The organism is Paenibacillus piri, from assembly GCF_004354045.1.
In the GTDB taxonomy this organism is placed as follows: Bacteria; Bacillota; Bacilli; order Paenibacillales; family NBRC-103111; genus Paenibacillus_S; species Paenibacillus_S piri.
The window spans coordinates 65101-88038 of record NZ_SMRT01000015.1 but is presented as its reverse complement, the minus strand read 5'-3'; the positions used below and the strand labels follow the sequence as shown (position 1 = coordinate 88038).

Annotated in this window: 21 protein-coding genes; 6 read left to right on the top strand and 15 right to left on the bottom strand. The window is 52.7% G+C overall.

Annotated features, from left to right (window positions below; genetic code table 11):
• Positions 1–36: 36 nt before the first annotated feature.
• From E1757_RS25655 to E1757_RS25605, 11 genes are all read right to left on the bottom strand, one after another.
• Positions 37–2169 carry an S-layer homology domain-containing protein gene (locus E1757_RS25655; RefSeq protein ID WP_133233559.1) on the bottom strand — a complete coding sequence of 711 codons (2133 nt, stop codon included), beginning with the start codon at positions 2167–2169 and terminating at the stop codon, positions 37–39.
• A 222-nt stretch (positions 2170–2391) separates the two neighbouring features.
• Complete coding sequence (locus E1757_RS25650) at positions 2392–3153, bottom strand: hypothetical protein (RefSeq protein WP_133233557.1); 762 nt, start codon at positions 3151–3153, stop codon at positions 2392–2394.
• A gap of 87 nt (positions 3154–3240) precedes the next feature.
• Positions 3241–5136 carry a beta-alanine-activating enzyme beta-propeller domain-containing protein gene (locus E1757_RS25645; protein ID WP_133233555.1) on the bottom strand — a complete coding sequence of 632 codons (1896 nt, stop codon included), beginning with the start codon at positions 5134–5136 and terminating at the stop codon, positions 3241–3243.
• A gap of 185 nt (positions 5137–5321) precedes the next feature.
• Positions 5322–5504: a hypothetical protein gene (locus E1757_RS25640; protein WP_133233553.1), complete on the bottom strand. Its 183-nt coding sequence runs from the start codon at positions 5502–5504 to the stop codon at positions 5322–5324.
• Between the two features lie 48 nt (positions 5505–5552).
• On the bottom strand, positions 5553–6458 hold the full coding sequence (garR, locus tag E1757_RS25635) for a 2-hydroxy-3-oxopropionate reductase (RefSeq protein WP_133233551.1): 906 nt from the start codon (positions 6456–6458) through the stop codon (positions 5553–5555).
• Between the two features lie 62 nt (positions 6459–6520).
• Positions 6521–7411, bottom strand: a complete 891-nt coding sequence (locus tag E1757_RS25630) for a dihydrodipicolinate synthase family protein (protein ID WP_133233549.1) — start codon at positions 7409–7411, stop codon at positions 6521–6523.
• A 193-nt stretch (positions 7412–7604) separates the two neighbouring features.
• On the bottom strand, positions 7605–8627 hold the full coding sequence (locus E1757_RS25625) for a mannonate dehydratase (protein ID WP_133233547.1): 1023 nt from the start codon (positions 8625–8627) through the stop codon (positions 7605–7607).
• A 28-nt stretch (positions 8628–8655) separates the two neighbouring features.
• Positions 8656–9495, bottom strand: a complete 840-nt coding sequence (locus tag E1757_RS25620; protein ID WP_133233545.1) for a carbohydrate ABC transporter permease — start codon at positions 9493–9495, stop codon at positions 8656–8658.
• A 12-nt stretch (positions 9496–9507) separates the two neighbouring features.
• Positions 9508–10398, bottom strand: a complete 891-nt coding sequence (locus E1757_RS25615) for a carbohydrate ABC transporter permease (RefSeq protein ID WP_220446534.1) — start codon at positions 10396–10398, stop codon at positions 9508–9510.
• Positions 10399–10425: 27 nt separating this feature from the next.
• Positions 10426–11742: an ABC transporter substrate-binding protein gene (locus E1757_RS25610; RefSeq protein WP_165972291.1), complete on the bottom strand. Its 1317-nt coding sequence runs from the start codon at positions 11740–11742 to the stop codon at positions 10426–10428.
• A 35-nt stretch (positions 11743–11777) separates the two neighbouring features.
• Positions 11778–12770: a mannonate dehydratase gene (locus tag E1757_RS25605; RefSeq protein ID WP_133233543.1), complete on the bottom strand. Its 993-nt coding sequence runs from the start codon at positions 12768–12770 to the stop codon at positions 11778–11780.
• A gap of 258 nt (positions 12771–13028) precedes the next feature.
• Here E1757_RS25605 and E1757_RS25600 point away from each other — a divergent pair, with 258 nt between their 5' ends.
• Positions 13029–13754 carry a response regulator transcription factor gene (locus E1757_RS25600; protein WP_133233541.1) on the top strand — a complete coding sequence of 242 codons (726 nt, stop codon included), beginning with the start codon at positions 13029–13031 and terminating at the stop codon, positions 13752–13754.
• 23 nt (positions 13755–13777) lie between these two features.
• A complete protein-coding gene (locus E1757_RS25595) occupies positions 13778–15538 on the top strand; it encodes a sensor histidine kinase (RefSeq protein WP_133233539.1) in 1761 nt (586 codons plus the stop codon).
• Between the two features lie 156 nt (positions 15539–15694).
• On the opposite strand, the gene E1757_RS25590 is transcribed toward E1757_RS25595, so the two are convergent.
• Entirely contained in the window at positions 15695–16654 is a 960-nt protein-coding gene (locus E1757_RS25590; protein WP_165972290.1) for an alpha/beta fold hydrolase, read from the bottom strand.
• Between the two features lie 129 nt (positions 16655–16783).
• Positions 16784–17281, bottom strand: a complete 498-nt coding sequence (locus tag E1757_RS25585) for an LURP-one-related/scramblase family protein (protein WP_133233535.1) — start codon at positions 17279–17281, stop codon at positions 16784–16786.
• Positions 17282–17509: 228 nt separating this feature from the next.
• Between E1757_RS25585 and E1757_RS25580 the strand changes: the two genes are divergently transcribed.
• The 4 genes from E1757_RS25580 (at position 17510) to E1757_RS25565 (ending at position 20886) form a co-directional block, all read left to right on the top strand.
• A complete protein-coding gene (locus E1757_RS25580) occupies positions 17510–18400 on the top strand; it encodes a helix-turn-helix transcriptional regulator (RefSeq protein ID WP_133233533.1) in 891 nt (296 codons plus the stop codon).
• Between the two features lie 118 nt (positions 18401–18518).
• Positions 18519–19394 carry a phytanoyl-CoA dioxygenase family protein gene (locus E1757_RS25575; protein WP_165972289.1) on the top strand — a complete coding sequence of 292 codons (876 nt, stop codon included), beginning with the start codon at positions 18519–18521 and terminating at the stop codon, positions 19392–19394.
• Positions 19395–19599: 205 nt separating this feature from the next.
• Complete coding sequence (locus E1757_RS25570) at positions 19600–20241, top strand: DUF2306 domain-containing protein (protein WP_133233529.1); 642 nt, start codon at positions 19600–19602, stop codon at positions 20239–20241.
• 69 nt (positions 20242–20310) lie between these two features.
• Complete coding sequence (locus E1757_RS25565) at positions 20311–20886, top strand: 5' nucleotidase, NT5C type (RefSeq protein WP_165972288.1); 576 nt, start codon at positions 20311–20313, stop codon at positions 20884–20886.
• Positions 20887–20967: 81 nt separating this feature from the next.
• Here E1757_RS25565 and E1757_RS25560 read toward each other — a convergent pair whose 3' ends face one another.
• Positions 20968–21792, bottom strand: coding sequence for a stalk domain-containing protein (locus tag E1757_RS25560; RefSeq protein ID WP_133233525.1), 825 nt, complete (start codon positions 21790–21792; stop codon positions 20968–20970).
• A gap of 205 nt (positions 21793–21997) precedes the next feature.
• Positions 21998–22927 (bottom strand): RNA polymerase sigma-70 factor, encoded by a 930-nt coding sequence (locus E1757_RS25555; RefSeq protein ID WP_425464863.1) that lies wholly within the window; start codon positions 22925–22927, stop codon positions 21998–22000.
• Positions 22928–22938 lie beyond the last annotated feature (11 nt).

The window sequence follows — 22938 nt, the reverse complement described above, 5'->3', positions numbered from 1 at the left end:
TCCGCCGAACGATAACCGCGTTTCCGCCTCCGTATCCTATTTGCTGATCCCCAGCATTCGAACGATGGCCGACGCGGCTTCCGCGCGGGTGGACAGCGCCTGCGGAGAAAACTTATGATCCGGGAGGCCTCCGACGATAATGATGCCGGTCTCCTCGGCCTTGGAAACGGAGGGCTTCGCCCACATCGGAATAGCCGCATCGTCGGCAAAGCCGGTCTGCTGCGCATTGTCCGTTGCAAGGCCGGAGGCGCGCATGACCATCGCAATCATTTCCGCGCGGGTAATGTTCTCATTCGGCCGAAACGTATAGTCCGCATATCCGCTAATGATTCCGAGCTGCACCGCCTGTGCGACTGGCTGGACCGCCCAGGCGCCGATTTCGTCCTTATCCGCGAAGGAAAGCGGAGCGCCTTCAACCGCCGGATTCAGCCCTTTCATGAGCATCGTCGCAAACTCGGCGCGGGTGACGCCGGCATCCGGTCGGAATGTGCCGTCCGGATAACCGTTAACGAATCCGGACGTCACCGCCTGTGCGATCTCACCGGCTGACTTATGCTCCGAAATATCGGTGAATTTGGGTGTAACAAACGGATTTGGAGCCTGTGGCTTGCTTTCCGGAACCACGGTTACAGTCACGTCGCAAACGGCGGTCAATCTCCCATCCTCCGTCTTCACGGTAATTTTCGCGGTACCCGGCGCGATTCCCGTGACTTTTCCCGTGCTATCCACAGCAGCCACAGTACTGTCGCTGCTGCTCCACGCGACCTTCTGATTGGCCGCTTCGGACGGAGAAACCGTTGCGGTCAACGTTCCGCTCTCCCCCGTTTTCACAATCATTGCGCTTTGGTTCAGCATGATGCCGCTCCCAGCCGATATATTGTCCGGGATTATATTGTTCGGGGTTATCTTCGCGATCTCTCCGATCGGCTTGTGTTCGGAAACGTCGGTCAAGTCAGGTATAACAATTTGATTCAGCGCCTGGGAATTGATTTCCGGAATTCCGGTTACAGTCACGACGCAAACGGCGTTGGAGCCGCCGCTCTCCGTCTTCGCGGTTATTCTCGCCGTACCGGGCGATTTGGCCGTTACCTTGCCGCTGCTGTCCACATCGGCGACCTTGCTGTTATCGCTGCTCCACGTAACCTTCTGATCGGCCGGATCGGAAGGAAAGACCGTCGCTTTAAGCGTATCGCTTTCCCCTTGTTTCAGCACAACAGCTTTCTTATCCAGCGTGACGCCGCTCAAAGCTACTTTATCGAGGTCTGCAATCTTCAGGCTAAAGTCTCCCAGATATTTAAAATCGTCCAGGTTTTTTAGAGGCGTGTTGGGGTCGATTTTGGTTATGAGGTTCGGGTTTATAGCGTTCGGGTTTACAATAGGCGTATCGATTTTATATTTATCCAAAACGCCCGCCGCAGCTTTTGTTTTGACGGTCGCCCAAACATCCCACGGCCGGAGATCTTCCGGCAAGTCGAAGAAGTCCACTACTGCGTTCAACTTGTAAACGTAGATCGTGCTTTTCGTCTTGTTCGTCTCTTTGTCGGCATAGCTGAGCGGGCCGATGTGATCCATCGTCTTGTTGACGGTAAACGTTTTGGTGCCGTCGGGACCGAAACGGGTTATCCGGTAATACGATTCCATATTCGAAGTGTCGTTCCAGTTTAGCGTGACCGTCCCGTCATCGTTCGGAATCGCCGCCAAGTCGGTCGGATACGTCGGCTGATAAATCGGATAAGGAATCCTATGCGCCGTGTTGAATTTCGTGCCGATCAATTCGCAGCGAAATACGGCCTTGGTCAGCTGCGGGTCGATGGGCAGCATATAGCCGGTACCCGTACTGTTTTTGATTCTCGGGAGGCTGGTCCATGTGACCTCATTATCGGTTGAATAATATAATCGCTTCTCTTTTATATTATTCCCTGTTTTCCAATAAGCATAATCGTCATATCTATAATTAGTATCAAACATGCTGCCTGCAATGATATGGGTTGGAGCAAAAAAACAATCGATCCATCCCTTAAGCGTACCATTATTTTCATTATAATAAACTGTACTGCCATACGGCGCACTGGTATACGTAAAAGCATACGAGTGCTGTATCGGCCATATGACGTACGACGACAAAATAAAGCCAAACAGCAGGATCAAAGCTTTTTTGAATACCTGCATCGGGGTTCGCCTCCTTCATGCCGGATGAAGCCATCCTCCAAGCCCTTATCCCCTTTTAACCGACAGTCCCCTGTGTCCGCTGCGATTCCATCATGCACGACGCCAATCAAATTGTTAAAGCCGCCCGCCATCGAATCGATCTTTCCTTGGCGGACGGCTTTCATGCGAGTTGCCCTTGACAATCAGATGATCCCGGTCAAAAAGAATTGAAGAAACGTTTCCTTATTTGACAACCGGTGTCCCTTTCGAGCTGTCCTTGGCGGCGGTATCCCCGTTATCAAAATAAGAAGTGTCTAAAATTCTTGCGTAAATATAAGGGTTCAAATTATGGCTTTGTACGTGGATTTTGACTTTTTCCAGACCTTCGACATTAAATATAAGCTGCTTTACATCGTCTTCCGGACTGACGGTCAGCTTTTGCAAGACAGTGAGGGCTGCGTTTCCTGCTTTGTCTCCCGCGTTATACAGCGAGAATTCAACCTCATGTTCACCGGGGCTGATGACAGCGGCATCCAGGACGAGCCGCTTATATTTGCGGTCAATTGTAAAAATTGCATCTCCATATTGGTCAATCTTTAGAACTTCCTGGAATTGTTTATTTTTCACCAATGTTTCTTCAGGGTCTTTTGACAGAACCGCATAGATGTTGTCAATTTCCATCGGCATGGAAAAAATCGGTGTTTTTTCTCCGGGTCTGCCTCCAATGTAAATTTTTTGACTGGCGGTATCGTAATCGATAGGTATTTTCAGCGCCTCAGCCAAAGCACGGACCGGCAAATAGTTGTTTCCGTTGTAAAAAATCGCCGTCAGCGGCTTTCCGTCCTCGTCTTTGGGCTGCCACAGTTCCCCTTTCAAGACAAACGATACGCCCCGGTTAAAGAAAGCGTTGATCGGTTCCAGATTGACCGCCGCATAAGCGGAGCCGACTGAGGTGGCAAGAAATGCAACAGCAAATAAAACGATCTTGAACAGTTTCATTTTCATAACATTGATCTTCAATGAAAGCACCCTTTCGTCATATATTTCAAATTCATTCTAAAGAAGGGAGCGCTTCAAAAGCGCTTCAAAATATTACTTTTTCACTTTCAACATGTTCAATATGGCGGTTACCGACTCGGCACGGGTCGACGGTTGTTCCGGCTTGAACTTGTTATCGGTAATGTAGCTGGTAATGCCGTACAGCTCGGCTGCAGCGGCTTTGCTTCTCGCATAGTCAGGAATAGCCGCATTATCCAAGTATGCGGTCGCCGCATTGTCTACGGTCGGCAGGTTCCCTGCCCGGACGACCATGGTGATCATCTCGGCGTTGTTGATCGTCCTGTTAGGCCCGAATGTGCCGTCCGGATAGCCGTTGATGATGCCAAGCTCTACGCACTGCGCGATCTCCTTGGCGGCCCACGAACCGATCGTGTCCCTGTCTTCAAAGGTTAGGGCCGCGCCATTGCCGGAAGGCTTCAGCGCGTTCATCAGCAGTACGGCAAACTCAGCGCGGCTGACGCTGCGTTCCGGTTTGAAGGTGCCGTCGGGGTAGCCGTTCACGATGCCCTTGTTTACTGCCTGGATGATATTGTTTTTCGCCCAATGTCCTTCGATGTCCGACAAGGAAATATTCGGGACCGGCGCATCGCCAGGGGCCGGCGTACCGGGCGGAGGCGCAGCGTTCGCTTCGCTTACCGTCACGACGCATCGGTTGAAATATCCCCCGTCTTCCGTCGTTACCGTAATCGTCGTCTTGCCCGGCTTGACGCCCGTTACTTTGCCGGAATCGTCCACCTTGGCAATACCGTCATCGTCGCTGGACCACTTCATTTCCTGGAATGTAGCGTCACCCGGCGTAACTGTCGCCTGCAGCGTCTCGCTCTGCCCCGCTTTCAAGGCAAGTGCGGTTTTATTCAGGCTTACTCCGCTTACAGAGACCATTCCAACGGCGTATACATTATGGTCCATCGATCCTATATACACGGCACCGTCAGGACCGATCGCCGGAGAGGAGGCGATCTCGGCCCCAGTTTCGAAGTCCCATTTTTTCGTCCCGTTCGACTTGATCGCATACAGTTTCTTGTCCCCGGACCCGATATAAACGGTCCCGTCTGCATCGATAGCCGGGGAGGAGAAGACGACATCGCCGGTTAGGAACTCCCATTTTTTCGTCCCGTCCGGTTTTATCGCATAGAGCTTCTTATCGTATGATCCGACATAGACGGTACCATCCGCACCGATGCCAGGGGAGGAAAAGATTAAATCCCCCGTTTCAAATTCCCATTTCTTCGTTCCGTCCGGCTTGATCGCATACAGTTTCTTGTCTTCGGAGCCGACGTAGACGGTACCGTCGGAACCGGCTGCCGGGGACGATTCGACAAGATTCCCCGTTTCAAACTCCCATTTCTTCGTTCCGTCCGGTTTAATCGCATACAGCTTCTTATCCCTGGATCCGACAAAGATGGTGCCGTCTGCACCGATCGCCGGAGAGGAGGGGACAAAGTCCCCGGTTACGAACTCCCATTTCTTCATTCCATCCGGCTTGATTGCATAGAGCTTTTTATCGTACGATCCGACATAGACAGTGCCGTCCGCTCCAATCGCCGGAGAGGAAAAAATTTTGCCTCCAGTTACGAACTCCCATTTTTTCTCGCCGTTCGGCTTGATCGCATAGAGCTTCTTATCGTCGGACCCGACATAGATGGTGCCGTCCGTCCCGACCGCCGGGGAAGAAGCGATCTTGTCCCCCGTTATGAACTCCCATTTTTTCATTCCTTTTTTATCGATTGCATACAGCTTTTTATCGTACGATCCGACATAGACGGTGCCGTCTGCTCCGATAGCCGGTGAAGAGATGATTTCGGCTCCCGTCGTGAGCCTCCACCTTTCCTTGTCGTTCAAGCTTGCCATTGCTGCATGGAGCGGAAACAGACCGGTCAGCAGCACAACAAAGCATAGAACAGCATAAAGCGATTTCTTTTTAAACATGGCAATGTTCCTTTCTGCACAAAATAAGAAAACCGCTATCGAGGCCTATCCAAGATGAGCGACCGCGATTCAAATGTAGGTTTTCTTGCAATATCAGAATTGTTCAGCTCCGCTGAAAACATATAAATTCTGATATTATAAAAAAACCGCTATCGAGGCATAAAAAAACCTTCCTTCGATCGATTCTAAAGAAGGTAGCGCTTCAAAAGCGTTTCAATTGGGCGGCGGCCTGCGGGTACGGCACTTTCGTCCGCACAGCCGCTTGTTTTATTTGCAATGCGCCATTCGATGGCTGAAGCTGGAAAAGAAAAATGGCTGCACAGGTTCGAGGGCCTGTTCAGCCATTTATTATCGAGGCGCAACATCATTGGGTAATTCTCTTCACCTTTGCGGCAGCCCCAGAAAGTCGAGTGGCGCTAGCTGTTCGGTTTTTGGGGCATATTCCTGCGCACCTCTATATTGGCCAGCTTCTCATAATAGCGGATCAAGCTGCTGTGATCGTCGTTGCCCATTCCGTCAGCCTGTAACGCTTGCATCATTTCCATGACGGCGGCCGTCAGCGGAAGCGGCACGTCAGCTTCGCGGGCCGTTTCCAGGACGTTGCCCAAGTCCTTGATGTGCAGGTTGATCCGGAAGCCCGGATCAAATCGGCGATCCATAACAAGCGGCGCTTTCGCATCGAGAACGGTACTGCCGGCCAGACCGCCGCGGATCGCCTCGTAAACAAGCTCCGGCTGGACGCCGACCTTGCCGGCGAGCACGAACGCTTCGGACATGGCGGCGATGTTGAGAGCGACGACGATCTGATTCGCCAGCTTGGCTGCATTGCCCGCTCCGATCTCCCCGGTACGAGTTACCGAGGCGGCCATCGCTTTCATTACCTCATAGCATTTGTCGAATATTTCCTTTTTTCCTCCGACCATTACGGTCAGCGTGCCCTCGATCGCTTTGGGCTCGCCGCCGCTCACCGGGGCATCCAGAAGCTCGATTCCCTTTTCCGCCAGCCTCCGCGATATGTCCCTGCTCGCCTGAGGCGCGATAGAGCTCATATCGATCACGATGGTCCCTGGCTTGGCTCCTTCGATCACGCCGTTCGGACCGAGAACCACTTCGTTCACCTGCGGCGAATTCGGCAGCATGGTGATCACGATCTCCGACTGTTCCGCCAATGCTCGGGGCGTAGCGGCCGTCCGGGCCCCCAGCGAAGCAAGCTCCCGGCCATGACTGCTCGTTTCGAGCACGGTAAGCTCATAGCCCGCTTTCAGCAAGTTTTTGCTCATGGGTCTGCCCATAATGCCCAAACCGATAAATCCGACTTTCATATGTGCGGTACCTCCTGATCATCCGGATATTGGGTGCAGCTTCACGGCATGCGCCGTCCGTGTTAGAGCGCCCCTGTCTGCTTCAATATGTCGGCGAGCTTGCTCCGGTTCAGTTCGGAACAGCCGGTGTTCGGCAGGATCGAGCCGCCCACAGCAAGGCCGATGAGGTTCATGGCCTCCTTCGTCACAACCGGAAAGCTGGCGAGATTAAAGGCCATGCGAAGCGGAGCCAGCTTGAACTGGGCAGCCAATGCCCCCTGCAGATCGCCGGCCATAAACTTCTCGTAAATGTCGACGACCAATGCCGGTACGATATTCGCCGTCGAAGCGACGCAGCCGACCGCGCCGTAAACCAACGAGCCCAGGATCATAACGTCCCGGCCCGCCATGACTTTAAAGCCTTTATCCCGCGTCCTGCGTATATACTCGGCGGTCAAGGTCAGATCGCCGCTGCTGTCCTTCACCCCGACGATATTCGGAATATCGGCGAGCCGTTCTAGCAGACCGGCGGAGATGCAATTCCCTACGCGGTCCGGGTTGTTGTAAAGCAGCAGCGGCAGAGCGGTCGCTTCGGCGACTTGGCGAAAATGCCGGTACAGCTCATCTTCCGAGGGCGACAGAAACATCGGCGGCAGCATTGTGATCGCCTGCGCCTTTAACGATTCGCCCAGCCGGGCCAAGCGGACGCACTCCCGGGTCGCGATCGCTCCGATCCCCATATACACCGGCACCCGGCCCGCCGTCTGCTCGATTGTAATGCGAACCGCCCGCTCCTGCTGCTCTTGATCCAGTCCGTAAAATTCTCCGTTGCTGCCCAGTGCAAGAATGCCGTGCACGCCGCCGGCGATAACATGCTCGACGACATTGCGGAGTCCCTGCTCCTCCACGCATTCATCGGCATCGACCGGCGTGACGATAGGCGGAATGACTCCGCGAATAAAACCCGTGTCCATTCTGATCTCTCCCCGTATGGAGGTTGTCGATGAATGGAGGCCCTGAAGCCATTCTCCAAGCATCCCTTTTCATCGACAACCTTGATGTGATCTTAATTGCGCGATCCGCATTGCGGACGCGCGAAACGAAACAAGCTGACGCCCGCATTTCAGAAGGGTGTCAGCTTGCAGCGCACTGCTCCAGGGCGCTTTGTCAAAAGCGCCTGCCCTCAAATTCCGCCAGGGCGGCCAGCAATGCCCTCACATAGCCGATAGAGTAGCCCCAGCCGATGCTGGAATGTTTCCAGCCGATTCCCGAATGCGCCCAATTTAGGTCCAAATCGACGCTGTCACCTTCCAGCTGGGTAATGTGATCGGGGTTGATGCAGCCCCCGTATCCGACCTTCCGCAGCGCGAGCAAAATTCGGAACATATTCATATCGCCGTCATCCAGCAGCGCTTCTTCAAATGCCCCGGCCGTCGGCAAGCTTCCCCTCACGTTGCGCAGGTGGACCAAAAATATTTTTCCTTTACGCCCGTAATGATCGATTTCATCCAACACGAGAGAGCTGCCGCCTTCTTCGGCGCGGGTTCCGACGCAGTATACGAAGCCTACATTGGCATTCGGGAAGGCGTCGATAATCCGATGGAAGCCAAGACCGCCGAAGGGCGTCCCATGATTGGGCGTATCGGAAGGATGCACCGTCAATTTGACGTTGGACTCCTCCGCCACCGGAACCAGTGTACGGAATGCCTCCGTAAATCGGCTCCAGAATCGTTCCCGCTCCTCCAAGCCGGGGATCTCAGGCTTCTGCCTCAGCAGGCCGAGGCTCTCGCCGCGTGCCACGGCTCCTCCGCGCTGCACCGCTTTATAGCCGGCCGTCAGCACCGGCGACGTGTCTCCGGCGAACCGCTGCCGCACAATCGGCAAACCGGCTGCGCCGAATACTTTTACGGCCTGGGCCGAATTGTCCAGCTCCTTCTCGCTGCCCGGCAAATTGTTCATAAACCGTTCGGTGAAGTCCGGAAGCGTAACCCGGTTCATCTCGAGCCCGAAGGAGCGCACCCTCCTGCGCAGCTGCAGCAGCCGGTCCAAATCAGGATAACCCTGCTCCCGCACGCCAGGAAACGAGGAGCCTTTGCCGAAATCGACACAGTCGACGCCAAGCTGGCACATTTGCTTCAAATCGCGATCCGTCAAATCGCAAGTGTTAACCGTAACCGATATTTTCATCATCGTTGCCGCCTCCTATTTACTGGCTGCCTCATTTAACCCCGCCGGCGGCCAAGCCGCTTTTTAAAAACCGCTGCGCCAGGAAATACAGGAAAATGGCCGGCAGCGACGCAATAACGGACGAGCCCATCAGCAGTCCCCAAACCGCCTGATCCGAAAACTTAAAGCCGGAAATTCCGATGTTGACCGTCTGCTGACCCGGACTTGTCGTCAATACGAGCGCATATAAATATTCGTTCCATGCCAGCGTAAAGGCAAAGGTAGATACGACCGCGATGCCCGGTGCGGCAATCGGAATAATAATTTTGAACAATGCCTGAAGACTGGTGCAGCCGTCGATCATCGCCGCTTCCTCCAGCTCTTTCGGAATCGCCTTGAAATAGCTGATCAGCATATAGCAGCAGTAAGGGACGATAATCGTCGGATATACGATCAGCAGGGCGTTCTTGTTATCGCTCAGGCCGAGCTTGCTTACCGCCACATACATCGGAATAAACAGGACGGCCGTAGGGAGCAAATACGTGTAAATAATACTTTGCGAGAAAAAGACTCTCCCCCGGTAGCGCAGCCGGGTCATGCTGTAGGAGCCCAATATACTGATGCTGACCGAGATGACCGTAACAAGCGATGCGACATAGACGCTGTTTTTCACAAAGTTCATAAACTTTGTTTTTTGAAACAAATCCTTATAATGGGATGCGGTCCACGTCTCGGGAACGAGCGACGGCTTCGGCGTATACATAAGGTCGTTCGGGGTAAAGGACGATTTCACCATCCAATACACCGGAAACAACGTCCATACGGTAAAAATGAGTACGATGGCGTAAATTAAGGTCTGCTTCCTGATCTTTTTCACGGTGGCTGGCTTCATCCCGGTTCCCTCCTAATCATCGGCTTTCAGTTTTCTCATGGAGATGACGATCATGACGACAAGAATAGGAACGACGGAACCGGCTACGGCCAACGCCCGGCCCAACAGATTTTGCTGGAACGCGACTTCGTACGTATACGTGGAAATAACCGCCGACGCATTGAGCGGCCCCCCGCCCGTAATCAAATACACGCTCTCGAAGTTGTTAAACGTCCAGATGCAGGAAAGCAGCGTCGTAATCGTGATGACCGGCATGATCGAAGGAATCGTGATGGCAAAAAACTGCCGTACCCAGCCCGCCCCGTCGATCGTAGCCGCCTCATACATTTGCGAATCGATGGTCTGCAGGCCGCCGAGCAGGCTGAAGATGAAAAAGGGAAGCCCCTTCCAGATGTTGACGATAATAACCGAGACGAGCGCCATATGGACGCCCGAGGTCCATGGAATAGGCGTGTCGATAACGTTCCAGCGAAGCAGCATCGAATTGATAATGCCGTATGTGTCGTCATACATCCAACGCCAGGTGATGGCGGCCACCATGCCGGACAGCGCCCACGGAATCAACAAAATCATGCGGAAAATGCCGCGCCCGAAAAAAGCTTCGTTCACGACGACCGCCAGTATGAGACCGACGGCCAGTTTGATGCTTACGCTCGAAATCATGTAGATAAACGTGTTTTTAAGCACCTTCCAATACTCTCTATCCGAAAATATATAAATATAGTTGTCGAGTCCGACAAATTTCGGCTCCACCCCGACGACCTTGTCGGAGAAGCTTAAATAAATCGAATTCAAGAAAGGGAAACCGATGACCACAAAGATGACGAAAGCCACCGGTATAATCAATACGTATCCAAGCGTTCTATCGTATTTTCTGCTTAACTGCTCCACGCGTGGAATCACCGCCTGCCTGCTTATACTATGAACCCGTTATTTTTTGCCGTACAGCTGCTTCAGCTCCTGTTCGAGCTGATTGAGAGATTTTTGCGGATCCATCTTCTCCACGACGATGCGCTGCACGGCTCTTGTCGCCAGCTGCATGGATTTCGCCTTCGAGCCGAGATCGTCCTCCGGTCCCGGATAGTTGCTCGAGCCGACTACCGTGTCGATCATTTTCATCCAACCGACCGCTTTATTGTTCGGATCTTTCCAGAACGGCGCATCCTCATGCCCTTTGACGACCGGCTGAAACTTCCCGCCCATCGCTTCGATAAATTTGCCGTAAAAATCTTTGTCATAAAATTCGGTTACGAATTTTTTCGCCCACTTGGTGCCTTTGGCATTTTTGAAAATAGCGAATACGTTGCCGCTCCCCAAAATAAAATCGCCTTTCGGGCCGGCCAGCTTCGGAATGAGCAGCGTATTTTTTTCCAGCTCCGGCTTCTCCTTCTTGGCCTGATCGTAAATGCTGCCGCTGTTGATGACGAAACCGACCGTACCTGCGAGATAAGCGTTATTATTGCCGTTATCGTCCCACGTGACGGAAGAAGGCGGCGTCAGCCCTTCCTGCCAAAATTTCGCAAGGAACGTGATCGCTTCCAGCGTCTCCTTGGAGTTGACGGTAATATTGTTATCCTTGTCGACGATCGCCCCGCCGTAAGCCAATATGACGTCCCGGACCATACCTTCTGCGTCGCCGCCGCCCGATTGGCCAAGCGGGAGTCCGGTTGCATAAATGCCGTTTTTCGGATCGTTGACCGTTTTGGCTTGCTCGTAAAGCTCCTGCCACGTCTTCGGGATCGGCAGATTGTGCTTTTCCCACAAATCTTTGCGCAGGTACGCTCCGCCCATCTGGAACGATTGCGGGACCATGAAATATTTATCTTTGACGACGGCGAACTTTTTGGCTCCGTCCGTAAAGTTGATTTTCGTCATGATGTCCGACGTGTCCACCAGCTGATCGGAAGCGACGAACTGCTTGGCGACCGGGTCGTTGGCCACGATCAGATCGGGCGGGTTTTTAGCTTCGATGGAAGCCAGCAGCTTCGTTTTCAAGTCGTTCTGGGAAACGACTACATATTCGGTTTCGATGTTGTTCGCCTTACCGAATTCCTCCACCCGCTGCTTCATCAGGTCGTTATACGTCTGGGTATATTCTCCTTTGTCCCAAAAAATAAATTTCTCCTTGGGACCGTTCGAAGCGGAGGCAGGCGCTGCCGCCTTCTCCTCCGTCGAACAGCCTGCAGCCACGGTGCCAAGCAGTGCAGCCGTCGTTAAAACGGAACCTACGCGCGTCCATTTCATCATCGTTCACCTCATCGTAAATTAATGGCATTAAACATTTAGACCGCGTACATCGCGCATAACAGCGCTTTGAGATAGCCGATGGAATACGCAAGTCCGATTCCGCATGCGGTGCGGCTGTCGCCGCTGTGCCGTTCCCGGTCGTCCCCTTCCAGCACCGGGATGTGATCCGGGTTGATGCAGCCGTCATAGCCTATCTTTCTCAACGCCATGAGCACCTTGAACATATTCATGTCCCCGTCATCGAGCAGCGTCTCCTCGAAGCCGCCTGCGGTCGGCAGGCTCCCGCGGACATTGCGCATATGGACCAGATGGATGCGGCCCTGTCTGCCGTACCGCTCGATTTCATCGAGCACGAGCGACGAGCCGCCCGCTTCGGCCCGCGTGCCGACGCAGTATACGTAGCCCACCTGCCTGCTTGGGAAAGCGTCGGTGACGCGAGGGTAGCCCAGGCCGCCGAAGGGCGTATCCGCGTTCGGCGTATCCGACGGGTGCATCGACAGCTTCACCCGGTACTCCTCGGCAATCGGCACCAATTGGCCGTAAACCGTCAGGAACCGCTCCCACCACGCCTGGAGCTCCTCGTACGTCGGCGTCCCCGGCTCCGGCCTGTCCTGCCTCAGGCTCTCTCCGCGCGAGATAACGCCTCCGCGCTGCACAGCATCGTAGCGGAGCATCCAATGATCGAACGTGTCCCCGGCGAACCTCTGACGGACGATCGGTACGCCCGCTTCGCCGAATACCTTCATAGCGTTGACGGTATTATCCAGCTCCTTGTCCGAGCCGGGCAGATTTCGCATGAAGCGCTCCGACATATCGGGCAGCGTCACGCGGTTCATCTCGAGCCCGAAGGAACGCAGTCGGCGCCGGAGCTTCAGCAGCTCGTCCAGGTCGGGATACCCCTGCTCCTTCACCCCGGCGAAGCTGGAGCCCCTGCCGAAATCGAGGCAATCCGCCCCCAGCTGCACAAGCTGCTTCAAATAGTTGTCGGGGTGATCGACTCTTGCGGTTGTAACGGATATTCGAATCAAGACCCTCATCCTTTCATTTTTGTTTCCAACAGGAAACGTTTTCACGCATAATTTGATTATATCGGCCGCAACGCCAATAAAAAGGCCGTTCATTCCTCTTTTGGTATCATTTGTTGCCCGGATACGGACAGGAGCTTCCGGGAAGTATCATCTTTTAACATAAAGGAATCATCACATGCTCATTTGAGCAAATGGAGGTACTCAGGCAGGCGATCAATGATATAATGAGCCTATTACGATATGGAAAGGCGGACTGCTGTGTACAAGCTCCTAATCGCAGATGACGAATATGAAATCAGAAACGGCCTGAGCAACTATTTCCCATGGGGCGAGGTCGGCTTCGAGGTCGTGCTGCTGGCTGAAAATGGCGTCCAGGCCATCGAATATACGGAGAACCACGAGGTGGACGTGCTGCTGTGCGATATCCGCATGCCGCTCCTGACCGGCATCGACGTGGCCCGGGAGCTGTTTCTTAAAAAATCGCCGGTCAAAGTCATTTTTTTAAGCGGTTACAAAGATTTCGAATTTGCCCAGCAGGCGCTAATTTACGGCGTAAAAAATTACATCGTCAAGCCGACCAAATACGACGAGCTGATGAATATATTCATGAACATCCGGGAGGAATTAAACCAGGAACGGAAAAAATCCGCCGAGCCCGAAGGCTGCGTTGCCGACAAAGTGATCGCCGTTATTAAAAAGTACGTGTTGGAGCGGTACCGCGATGCCGCGCTGGAGGAGGCGGCGGAGCTCGTTCACATGAGCCCCTATTACGTCAGCAAATATTTCAAGCAAAAGACAGGGGAAAATTTCTCCGACTTCGTCATGTCCGTGAAAATGGAAAAGGCCGCGCAATTTTTAAAGGAAATCGATTATAAAACATATGAAATCAGCGATATGATCGGGTACAGCAACCCTAAAAACTTTACCCGCACGTTCAAAAAATATTTCGGCAAAAGCCCGCGCGAATTCAGAAATGCGGAATAACGACAAAGGACCCAGCTCACCGGATGAAAACCTATCACGCCTTTTTCCTGAAAAATTTGTTCACCTTCCTGATCCCGATGCTTGTACCGATCCTGATCCTGGGCACCCTGTCCACGGTCATTATTCAAAGATATGTAACGGAAGAAATCAATCACAACACGAACAATATGCTGAAGCAGACCAAGGAAAACACCGATCTGATCTTTAACCAGCTCGATTCGTTGAACCTTCACTTTATGGCCAACGCCATCGAATTCGCGAATTTAAAAAGCCTGATGCTCAAGCCGGCGCTCGAGCTCGAGGACTACAAGGTGCTGGCGGCGACCAAAAATTTGATCGATGCGCCCGCGATGGCCATGCCCTATATCGATTCGGTCTACGTCTATTTAACGAATGACCAAAACCGGTTTTTATCGACAACGAACGGCGGGCTGGTCGATGTGGCGCAATTTTACGATAAAGCCTGGTTCGCCAGCTATCAAAGTCATGAGCATGACGACGAGCTCGTTTGGACGGAAAACCGCATCATCAAAAAATACAACTTCGAGAACTCGGCCGTAGAGCTGATCAGCCTGTACCGAAAGCTGTCGCGCGATCAGGGGGATGGACTCATCGTCTTGAATATCGACGCCAAATATATCGGAAACCACCTGTCCAATCTGTCCACGCTTCAGGATCAAACGCTGCTCATCCTGGGACCGAACGGCGATGTGATGTTCAAAAACAAGAAGCTTCCCTACTTCGACCGGCTCGTATTTAAAGATCTCGTTGCCGACGAACGTTCCTTTTACGAAACGAAGCTGAAAAACGAACCGTTTATCGTCTCCAAGCTGAACTCGGATAAATACGGCTGGACCTATTTGTCCATCGCTCCCAAAGCGTCGTTGTACCAGGTCCCCGACAGGCTGAACCTGACGAGCCGGCTGCTCCTGCTGGTTTCTTTCGTATTCGGCAGCGGACTAACGTATTATTTGACCCGCAAAAATTACCGGGACGTGAAAACGATCGTTACGATTTTGGAATCGGCCGAAAACAGCAAGCCGCTGCCCGCCCTGCCTTCGCGCGTGAAGGATGTTTACAGCTACATCATCCACAGCATTTTGAAAAATTTTATCGAGCAAAACTACTTAAGCATGCAGCTGTCGGAAAGAAAGTATAAAGCGCAGGCGATGGAACTGATCGCCCTGCAGTCGCAGCTCAACCCTCATTTTTTGTACAATACGCTGGAAACCATTAATTGGAAAATCGCCAGCCTTACCGGCAAGCCCGGGAGCTTGAACAAAATGGTGGAAAATTTGGCCGATATATTGCGCTACTCGCTGGAAGGCCACAACAAACCGGTTATTTTGCAGAAAGAAATCGCTTATACGCTGAGCTATATCGACATTCAGAAGGTTCGGTACCAGGACAAATTCGACGTCGTCTGGGAATATGAGGAGCACGTCAACAAATATAATGTGCCGAAGCTGATTTTGCAGCCATTGATTGAAAACAGCATTTATCACGGCATCAAAGTGATGGAAGGCGCATACTTGATCAAAATTAAAATCCGCCAGGCCGACGGGCTGCTGCATGTGGCCGTGATCGACAACGGAATCGGCATCGCCCGGGAGAAGCTCGGGCATATCAGGTACGAGCTCGAGCAGGATATCGGCGAGACGGACCATATCGGGCTGTACAATACCCACAAACGGCTGAGGCTGCTTTACGGCGAATCGTTCGGCATAACGGTCCGCAGCAAATTCGGCCGCGGGACGGCGGTTTATTTGACTATCCCGATTTGACGGCTTAAACGCGGGAAAAGGGAAGAGGGAAGCCGCTTCACCCGGCTTCCCTCTTAATGTCGAACTGACGGCGTTGACTGCAGAGCGCAACGCCGTTTTTCACCCGTCCGACTGGCGGGCTCTTACGCGCCAAGGGCAACCGGAGCGGCCGGGTGCTTACCCGCGATCAAGCTCGCCCTCGCGTTCGGCTGCGGATTCTCCCGCTTGCGCCGAACCGGTCAGCACCGCATCGCGCTCATAGACGCGGGCCAGCTCTTGCTCTTGCTCGTGAGCATACGCAAACTCGCGTTCCTGACCCAGAGCGCGAGCGCTGTCTCTCTTGGCCCGCTGCTCCCGTTCGCGCTCCGCCTCCGTATGCTCCAGCCAGCTGCGGATCAGGCCGGACAGCTCGTCCGCATTTTTTAACGGCAGCTGATGTCTGCCCTTCGGAATAAACTGCAGCGTGTTGTGCGGCAGTCCGCGCTGCAAAATGCGGGCATACTTGTGAAAAAATATGTCCTTCTGCCCATAGATGAGCTGAACCGGCGACTTGATTTCTTGCAGCCGCGCCGTGCACGAATAATGCAGGCTGCAGTCGAAATATTCGCGGCCGTTGCGGAGATGGCCCCGGATGGCGCTGCGGTACAAGCTTTTGAAGGCTTGCAGCACATCCGCATTGCCCGCAGACAAAACCGCCGTCAGCAGCCGTTTCGCGCGCAGCCGCGATACCTGAACCGCCGTCCAGATCAGGCTGCGGTTAATCCAGTCGCTCGTTTCCGACATCGTGCTGATCAGAATCGCGCCGTAAAAGCGGTCCGGGTACATCAGCATCGCCTGCAGAGCGACCGCGCCGCCCGTGGAATAGCCGCATAAATACGCTTGCGGCAGGCGCAGCGCATCCAGCAGCTGGCGGATATCCCCGGCGATCAGCGGATAGGACAGCTTTTGCCGGGAGCGTCCGCTCACTCCATGCCCCCGGATATCGAAGGCGATAATCTGGAACTGATCGGACAGCCGCTCCTTCAAATAATCGAAGCAGTTGGCGGACAGCATCGGCGGATGAATGCACACAATCGGCACCCCGCTTCCCGCAGTCTCATAATGAATCCGCGTTCCGTTCAAAACAACTGTTGGCATGAATTGGGCACCCCGCTTGTTCGACGTTTCGGTTATAGAATTTCCCAATCCGTCCGCATCCATGCACTTTTTTGCCAATGCCAGGACGGGGTTCCATCCAAGCGGAGAGCCGTTATGGTATAGTTAATGTTAAGTGGCGGCCGATTGGTTATGCCTTTTTTGAATCGCGTGGACGCCCATGACAACGAGGATCAGTTCATTGACCGGAATCGGGGAATAATTCGTCAAGGCGAATGCCCCGGGAGAAAACAACCCGTCGGTTTTGGCGAACTCCGCCACCAGCTCGCCGCGGGCCGATGTCACGGTATACGACCTGGAAAAAGCGGGAGCTTCAATCCGCAGCTCGCCGTACCGTCCGGAATATGCATAGTGCTTTTTAAAAAATGCCAGCTTCGCCTTCAGTACGCCGATCTCGTCGCCGTTCCCGTTCTGCACAATCCACGCATTGGAGAAAAAGCGGAACTTGCCGCTGCAGGTCACACGGCCACGCTCGTCCAGCACATGGATGCCGGCGGAAAACATGCTTAACAAATCAAGCTCGCCTACTTTATTGTTATGTTCGTCGAAAATATCGGTCAACCCGGCCGAGAAAAAACGGTCCGAGAAATAAACGGTGCTGCTCTCCAAGTCTAACCCCTCCGTTCTTGTTTGGAGCAGGATGCTCTAAACCTTCTGACGTAAAAAGCGGGGAATTGGTTACATGGATCGGAACTTTTTTTCGGTTGTGCGAAGGCAAAGTATAAATTATATATTTCGCTTCGTACAACTTGACAAACGCGACGTCCCCTTGGACGGCGAGGCTGTTTATCCTGGGACGATGCATTAGCTTATCTCCATGATCAGGAGGTGTTGTCGATGAGCAAGCCTATGGCGGAGCCGTTTCCGCTACTGACGGCCCGCTTCGAACGCAGCCCGAATGCAGGCAAAGCGCGCTGCGAGCCGGCATGGCACTGGCGCCCGCATCAGCCGCTGCGCGATTACGATTTATGGTATGCAGTTGCCGGCAAAGGCATGATGAACATTAACGGGACGGCATACCCGATCCGTAAGGGTAGCTGCTTTCTCATCCGGCCCGGTGACAGGCCCGAAGCGACGCAGGACCCGCATGACCGGCTGACCGTTATTTTCATTCATTTTACGATGACCGATTCGGGGACGGGGCAGCTTTTTGACGGTTCTTTGCTGCCTGATCGACATACCCGGGTCGGCGACACGCTGTTTATCGAGACGATGCTGAACCGGCTGCTGCAAATCACGAAACCGGAAAGCTCCTGGGACGATGTCGAGTATCGGCTGGCCATGATGCAAATTTTGCTTCATTTGTACCGCTGGCAGCGGGAGGAGCATGCCTCCTCGGCCGATAAGCAGAAGCAGGTCATCGCGCGGGTTATCGGATATATCCGGGAGCATCCCGGCAGAAGAATCGCCCACCGGGAAATAGCCGCCCATGTGCAGCTGTCGGCCGAATATGTCAGCACGCTGTTCAAAAAACATACCGGCACGTCGATCAAGCAATATATGACCGATGTGCGGTTGGAACGGGCGCTTCATCTGCTGATGGAAACGACGATGAACGTTTCGCAGGTGGCCGAGGCGCTGGGCTACGCCAACGTGTATTTGTTCAGCAAGCAGTTCAAGGAGCGCTACGGCGCGCCGCCGTCCAAGTACAAATGGGGCTCGGAGCCATCGCGCGCCCACGGCCGCGACACAAGCGGCGATTCCGGCCATTCCGCCGGCTCCGATTAGATACGAATAATAGCCCTTTATCGGCTTAAGTATAAAAAAACGCACGCTGCCTTCATTCCGCGGCCCCGTTTCATCCGGTAAGATGAAATCAGACGGAAGCCAAAGGAGGAAGCAGAACATGGAGAACAATAAAGACGCTCGCACGCTGTATTCATACGAAAATCAGGAAGAGCAGCAGTTGGCCCTCACGATCGCCCAAACGCTGTACCGCTACGATAACGTCGAATCGGACCGCATCCGGACGGCCGAACAATTAACCGAGCATCAGGTCAAGCGATTTTGGGAACGCGGCTATCTGGTTATTGACGAAGTGTTGAACGGGCAGGAAATCAGCGATTCCATCGAGGCGTTGATGGACATCCTTTTCGACAGGTCGCTAGGCTCGAAGGTGCAGTACGTAAAGCCGAAATCCGAGCTTCGAACAGAGGAAGAACGGGAGCTGGCCGCCCGCAAGGTGCATGATTACGTCGACCACGAGCCGCGGCTCAGACAAATTGCTTATCAGGCCGGCATTATGGGAGTAATGGAAAAGCTGTTCGGCGAAGGCGCCAAGGTCGTGCAGGATCAGGCCCTTCTGAAACCGCCTACAGGCGGTGCCGAGAAACCTTGGCATCAGGATATGGCTTACGGCCCGCTCGCTTTCGACAAATCGGTGATCGGCATCTGGATCGCCCTGGATCCTGCCGAATTGGATAACGGCTGCATGCACGTCATCCCCTACTCGCACCGGGACGGCGCGATCCCGCATTACGCCGTGCGCGACTGGCAGCTATGCGACCTGAGCGTGCAGGTCGAGCGCGATGTCGCGGTTCCGCTGAAGCCGGGCGGCGCCCTTATCTTCTCCGGCCTGCTGCATCACGGGACGCCGCCGAATTTATCGACAAAGCGCCGCCGCGCGCTGCAAATCCACTACGCTCCCGAATCGGCGAGGAAGCTGACGCCGCAGGAGTACAAGAAGCTGTTCACTAACGAAATGACCGGCGCGGAGTGCTAGCAACCTTTGCCTGTTCGACCAACATTATTACGTTCATATCTGCAGCCTGAACCGAAACGGTCCGGGCTGCCGTTTTTTTTGTTCGGCTCAGGCCATACGCTGCCGCGAAAGCGGTTTATATTTATTAGCGTCCCTCCATCCGTTTTGAAGGGATGCAAAGCCCATATATCGTCTTAATAAGAAAAACAATGAGGAGGGACCATCGATGGGCAAGAGCACGATAAGAGCGCTCGTTCTTGTATTGGCCTTAGCGATAAGCGCTTACGCAGTGATTCAGTACGGCTTGTTCGACCCCCGCAAAGCCGGGCTCGTTTCGATCAAGCTGAGGAATCCGGATTTCCGTCTGGAGCCGTGGGTCTATGTCCTTTATACCCATATCACAACGGCTGTATTGGCGCTCGCAATCGGTCCGTTCCAGCTGTTTTTGAAACCGAGAAGCACCAGGCGGCTGCGTCGCCATCGATTGCTTGGCTACATCTATGTCGGGTCGGTTACCGTCAGCGGGCTCGTCAATCTTTATTTGTCCCTGTATGCGACGGGCGGGTGGGTTTCAGGGCTTGGTTTCCTGCTGCTGGACGTGCTTTGGGTTGGCGCCACGTGGATCGGCGTATTCAAAATTGCAGGCGATCATGCCCATGCCCACAAGGAATGGATGCTGCGCAGCTATGCGCTTACGTTCGCGGCTGTCACGCTGAGGCTGTGGCTGCCCGTGCTGCTTGTCATTTATCAGGGCAGCTTTGTTCAAGCTTACCAAGTTGTCGCCTGGCTATCCTGGATTCCGAATTTGCTCTTCATCGAAGCGTGGATTCGTCTCCGCCGCGAACGCAGCGGTCGATTGTCCGGGTAAACCGAATCCAACATATGGTATAATGGGTTTACGGAAAAGGTACTGATTTTTACTGGGAGCTGATAGCTGTTGCATATCGGAGTAGATTTAGACAACACCGTTCTTGATGCCACTTCCACTCATTTGCAATATTATAATAAAGTGTCCGGATTATCGCTTACACCTGACGATGTGAATGATTTTTATTTATACCGTTTGTATGGGTGGGATGAAACAGAACGAGCTGCCGTTTATCATAAATATGGGCATGATATTCATTGGAACTCATCACCTCTACCGATGGCGGTCGAAATATTACAGCAGCTATATAACCATCATCGAATATCAATTATTACTGCCCGGCCATTGCTTTTCCGCGATGTTACCGTTGAATGGCTTAAACTTTACAATATTAATTATCACAATATTTCACTTATTGAAAACAAGCTCCAAGAATGCATAAACTTAAATGTAGATGTGCTGATAGATGACGGTCCTCACTACGCCGAGGAGTTTGCTCTTGCAAATAGACCTGTAATTTTATATGAACAGCCATATAATTTGTCCGTTACTAATGACTTGGTGTATCGCGCTTCAAACTGGATTGAAGTAAAAAAACATATTGATTATTTAGAATCCCAAAGCAATCGTTCTCTTTTGGCGTAGCAAGGCTTCCTGCAAAATCGTTTGGATGCCAGCTCGCCGCAGCGGCACAGCTGTTATCCGATTCATGTGAATTAAATACAATTATTCGACCTCGACAAACCCGGTTCCGTCGAATGTAAAGCTTTTTACAGCGGTGACCGGTTCTCCTGTCGTTCTGTTGCCTTCAATATCCAACTTGTACTTTGATTCCCAGGCGTAAAGCGAACCGGTCTCTTCCGCGAGCCGATATCCCCCTACGGTCAAATAATAATTGTCCCTTTGCATGGCATTCATTTCCTTTAGCGTGCCCGTCCATGCTTCTACCATGCTTCCGTTTTCCAGATACCACAGGTGAGCGATGTCAACGGCAAGCCCGGTGCCGCCCGTATGCTCTATCGTTTCAAACATTTTTTTTCCTGAAAAATCGATGGGATCGTTCGGCTTCACATTTTCGACTTTCCAGCGCTTCTCTTGAATCAGCCTGTAGCTGCCGTCTAGTTCCTTACGGAAAATGAAAAAGTTGCCCAAATGCACCGCCCCGTCAATCGCAGCCACGACTTCGAGCTCGTTATCACCATCCAAATCGACAAGCTGATACGCAAGACCATCCAAGTAATAATTGTTCTCCTTGCCTTGTGCCGTAATCCATCCCGCCACCTGCTCTTTGCTGACCGGCGATTTCGACTCAATGGATACGCTGTTGCCTTTCGCATCCCAGCGTACGCTGGCACCAAGCGCTTCCGCGACCGCCCTGATGGGCGCTGTTGCGGTCCCGTCTTTCATTTCGGCAGGCACCGCCATGACCAGCTCCTTACCGTTAACGAATAATTTGAGCGAAGTTACGGCGTTCGCTGTCGACATGGCCGCGATTCCGCCCAAGAGTACAGCTGCGGCCGTTATGAATTTGAACCGTTTTGAAAATAACATTGAAAAATTCCTCCTCGTTTATTTACCGATAAACATAGGACGAATTTGGTAAGTGAAAAGTTTCTTTGTATGACGGAGCAACATGGAGACGTGCAGGATATGAAACAAATTGGGTGATTCATACCTCACCGCTGTTCCTGCATGCCCTTTGAGTAAGGAAAACCGAATCATATCGAGGGACTTCAACTAACAGTGAGATCTATCTTCATGGTCCATGAGGTTCCGGATAGCCCACAATACTCAAATCCAAGGTTTTGATATGTGTCAATTTATCCGGGTTAGCAACAAAATAGAGATTAACGATGCGGCCATCCAGAACCTTGAATGAAATGACAGACCACGTTTTTTCATCCATATATACGACGATTCCAGGCAGGCCATTAACCATGGCGATACGGCAAGTTAAGCTTCCAGGCCATTTTTTCAAAAAACTCGATACACTGTGGGAAATTCGAATGTGCCCATGAAGGGGTTGCGCAAGTGCCTTTACTTTGCCGCCCCCGTCTGTGAAAAGTACCGCGTCAGTCGATAGGAATTTCATGATTTGGGCCGCGTCACCTGAAGTAAGAGCATACATAAATTGCTCCACCAAGTTGGCGGTTTGCCCCCGATCTACGTGGTCCAATTTATCTGGAACATACTTTACACTAAGACTGCGTTTAGCTCGATGAAATATTTGCCGGCAGTTCGCACTGCTCTTCCCAACCATGTCGGCAATTTCATCATAATCGTACTGCATCGCCTCGCGCAGCAAGAATACGGCTCGCTCCACATAAGATAATTGCTGCAACAACAGCAAGAAAGCGGTCGATACCGATTCCTTCTGCAAGTATGATTGCATCGGATCCGTTTCATCACTTGCTGTTGTCACGAGCGGTTCAGGCAGCCAGGTCCCGACGTAGACTTCCCGCTGTTTGCTCGTAGAACGAAGCAGTTCGAGACAGCGGTTCGTTACGATTTTGCACATGTATGCTTTCATATTTTGAATGTGGTCAGAACCGGATTTATATAAGGTTAAAAAGACTTCCTGGACAATATCTTCCGCATCCATGACACTGCCCAGCATACGGTAAGCAAGGGAGAACAATAGCGGTTTGTACTCGGTATATAATTGTTCTGTTTCGATGTTTTCCAAGATGACAGACA

Excerpts from the sequence above, each read along its gene's own strand:
- E1757_RS25655 (WP_133233559.1), bottom strand. The coding sequence starts at position 2,169 with ATGCAGGTATTCAAAAAAGCTTTGATCCTGCTGTTTGGCTTTATTTTG.
- E1757_RS25650 (WP_133233557.1), bottom strand. The coding sequence starts at position 3,153 with ATGAAAATGAAACTGTTCAAGATCGTTTTATTTGCTGTTGCATTTCTT.
- E1757_RS25645 (WP_133233555.1), bottom strand. The coding sequence starts at position 5,136 with ATGTTTAAAAAGAAATCGCTTTATGCTGTTCTATGCTTTGTTGTGCTG.
- E1757_RS25640 (WP_133233553.1), bottom strand. The coding sequence starts at position 5,504 with ATGATGTTGCGCCTCGATAATAAATGGCTGAACAGGCCCTCGAACCTG.
- garR (WP_133233551.1), bottom strand. The coding sequence starts at position 6,458 with ATGAAAGTCGGATTTATCGGTTTGGGCATTATGGGCAGACCCATGAGC.
- E1757_RS25630 (WP_133233549.1), bottom strand. The coding sequence starts at position 7,411 with ATGGACACGGGTTTTATTCGCGGAGTCATTCCGCCTATCGTCACGCCG.
- E1757_RS25625 (WP_133233547.1), bottom strand. The coding sequence starts at position 8,627 with ATGATGAAAATATCGGTTACGGTTAACACTTGCGATTTGACGGATCGC.
- E1757_RS25620 (WP_133233545.1), bottom strand. The coding sequence starts at position 9,495 with ATGAAGCCAGCCACCGTGAAAAAGATCAGGAAGCAGACCTTAATTTAC.
- E1757_RS25610 (WP_165972291.1), bottom strand. The coding sequence starts at position 11,742 with ATGATGAAATGGACGCGCGTAGGTTCCGTTTTAACGACGGCTGCACTG.
- E1757_RS25595 (WP_133233539.1), top strand. The coding sequence starts at position 13,778 with ATGAAAACCTATCACGCCTTTTTCCTGAAAAATTTGTTCACCTTCCTG.
- E1757_RS25590 (WP_165972290.1), bottom strand. The coding sequence starts at position 16,654 with ATGCCAACAGTTGTTTTGAACGGAACGCGGATTCATTATGAGACTGCG.
- E1757_RS25580 (WP_133233533.1), top strand. The coding sequence starts at position 17,510 with ATGAGCAAGCCTATGGCGGAGCCGTTTCCGCTACTGACGGCCCGCTTC.
- E1757_RS25575 (WP_165972289.1), top strand. The coding sequence starts at position 18,519 with ATGGAGAACAATAAAGACGCTCGCACGCTGTATTCATACGAAAATCAG.
- E1757_RS25570 (WP_133233529.1), top strand. The coding sequence starts at position 19,600 with ATGGGCAAGAGCACGATAAGAGCGCTCGTTCTTGTATTGGCCTTAGCG.
- E1757_RS25560 (WP_133233525.1), bottom strand. The coding sequence starts at position 21,792 with ATGTTATTTTCAAAACGGTTCAAATTCATAACGGCCGCAGCTGTACTC.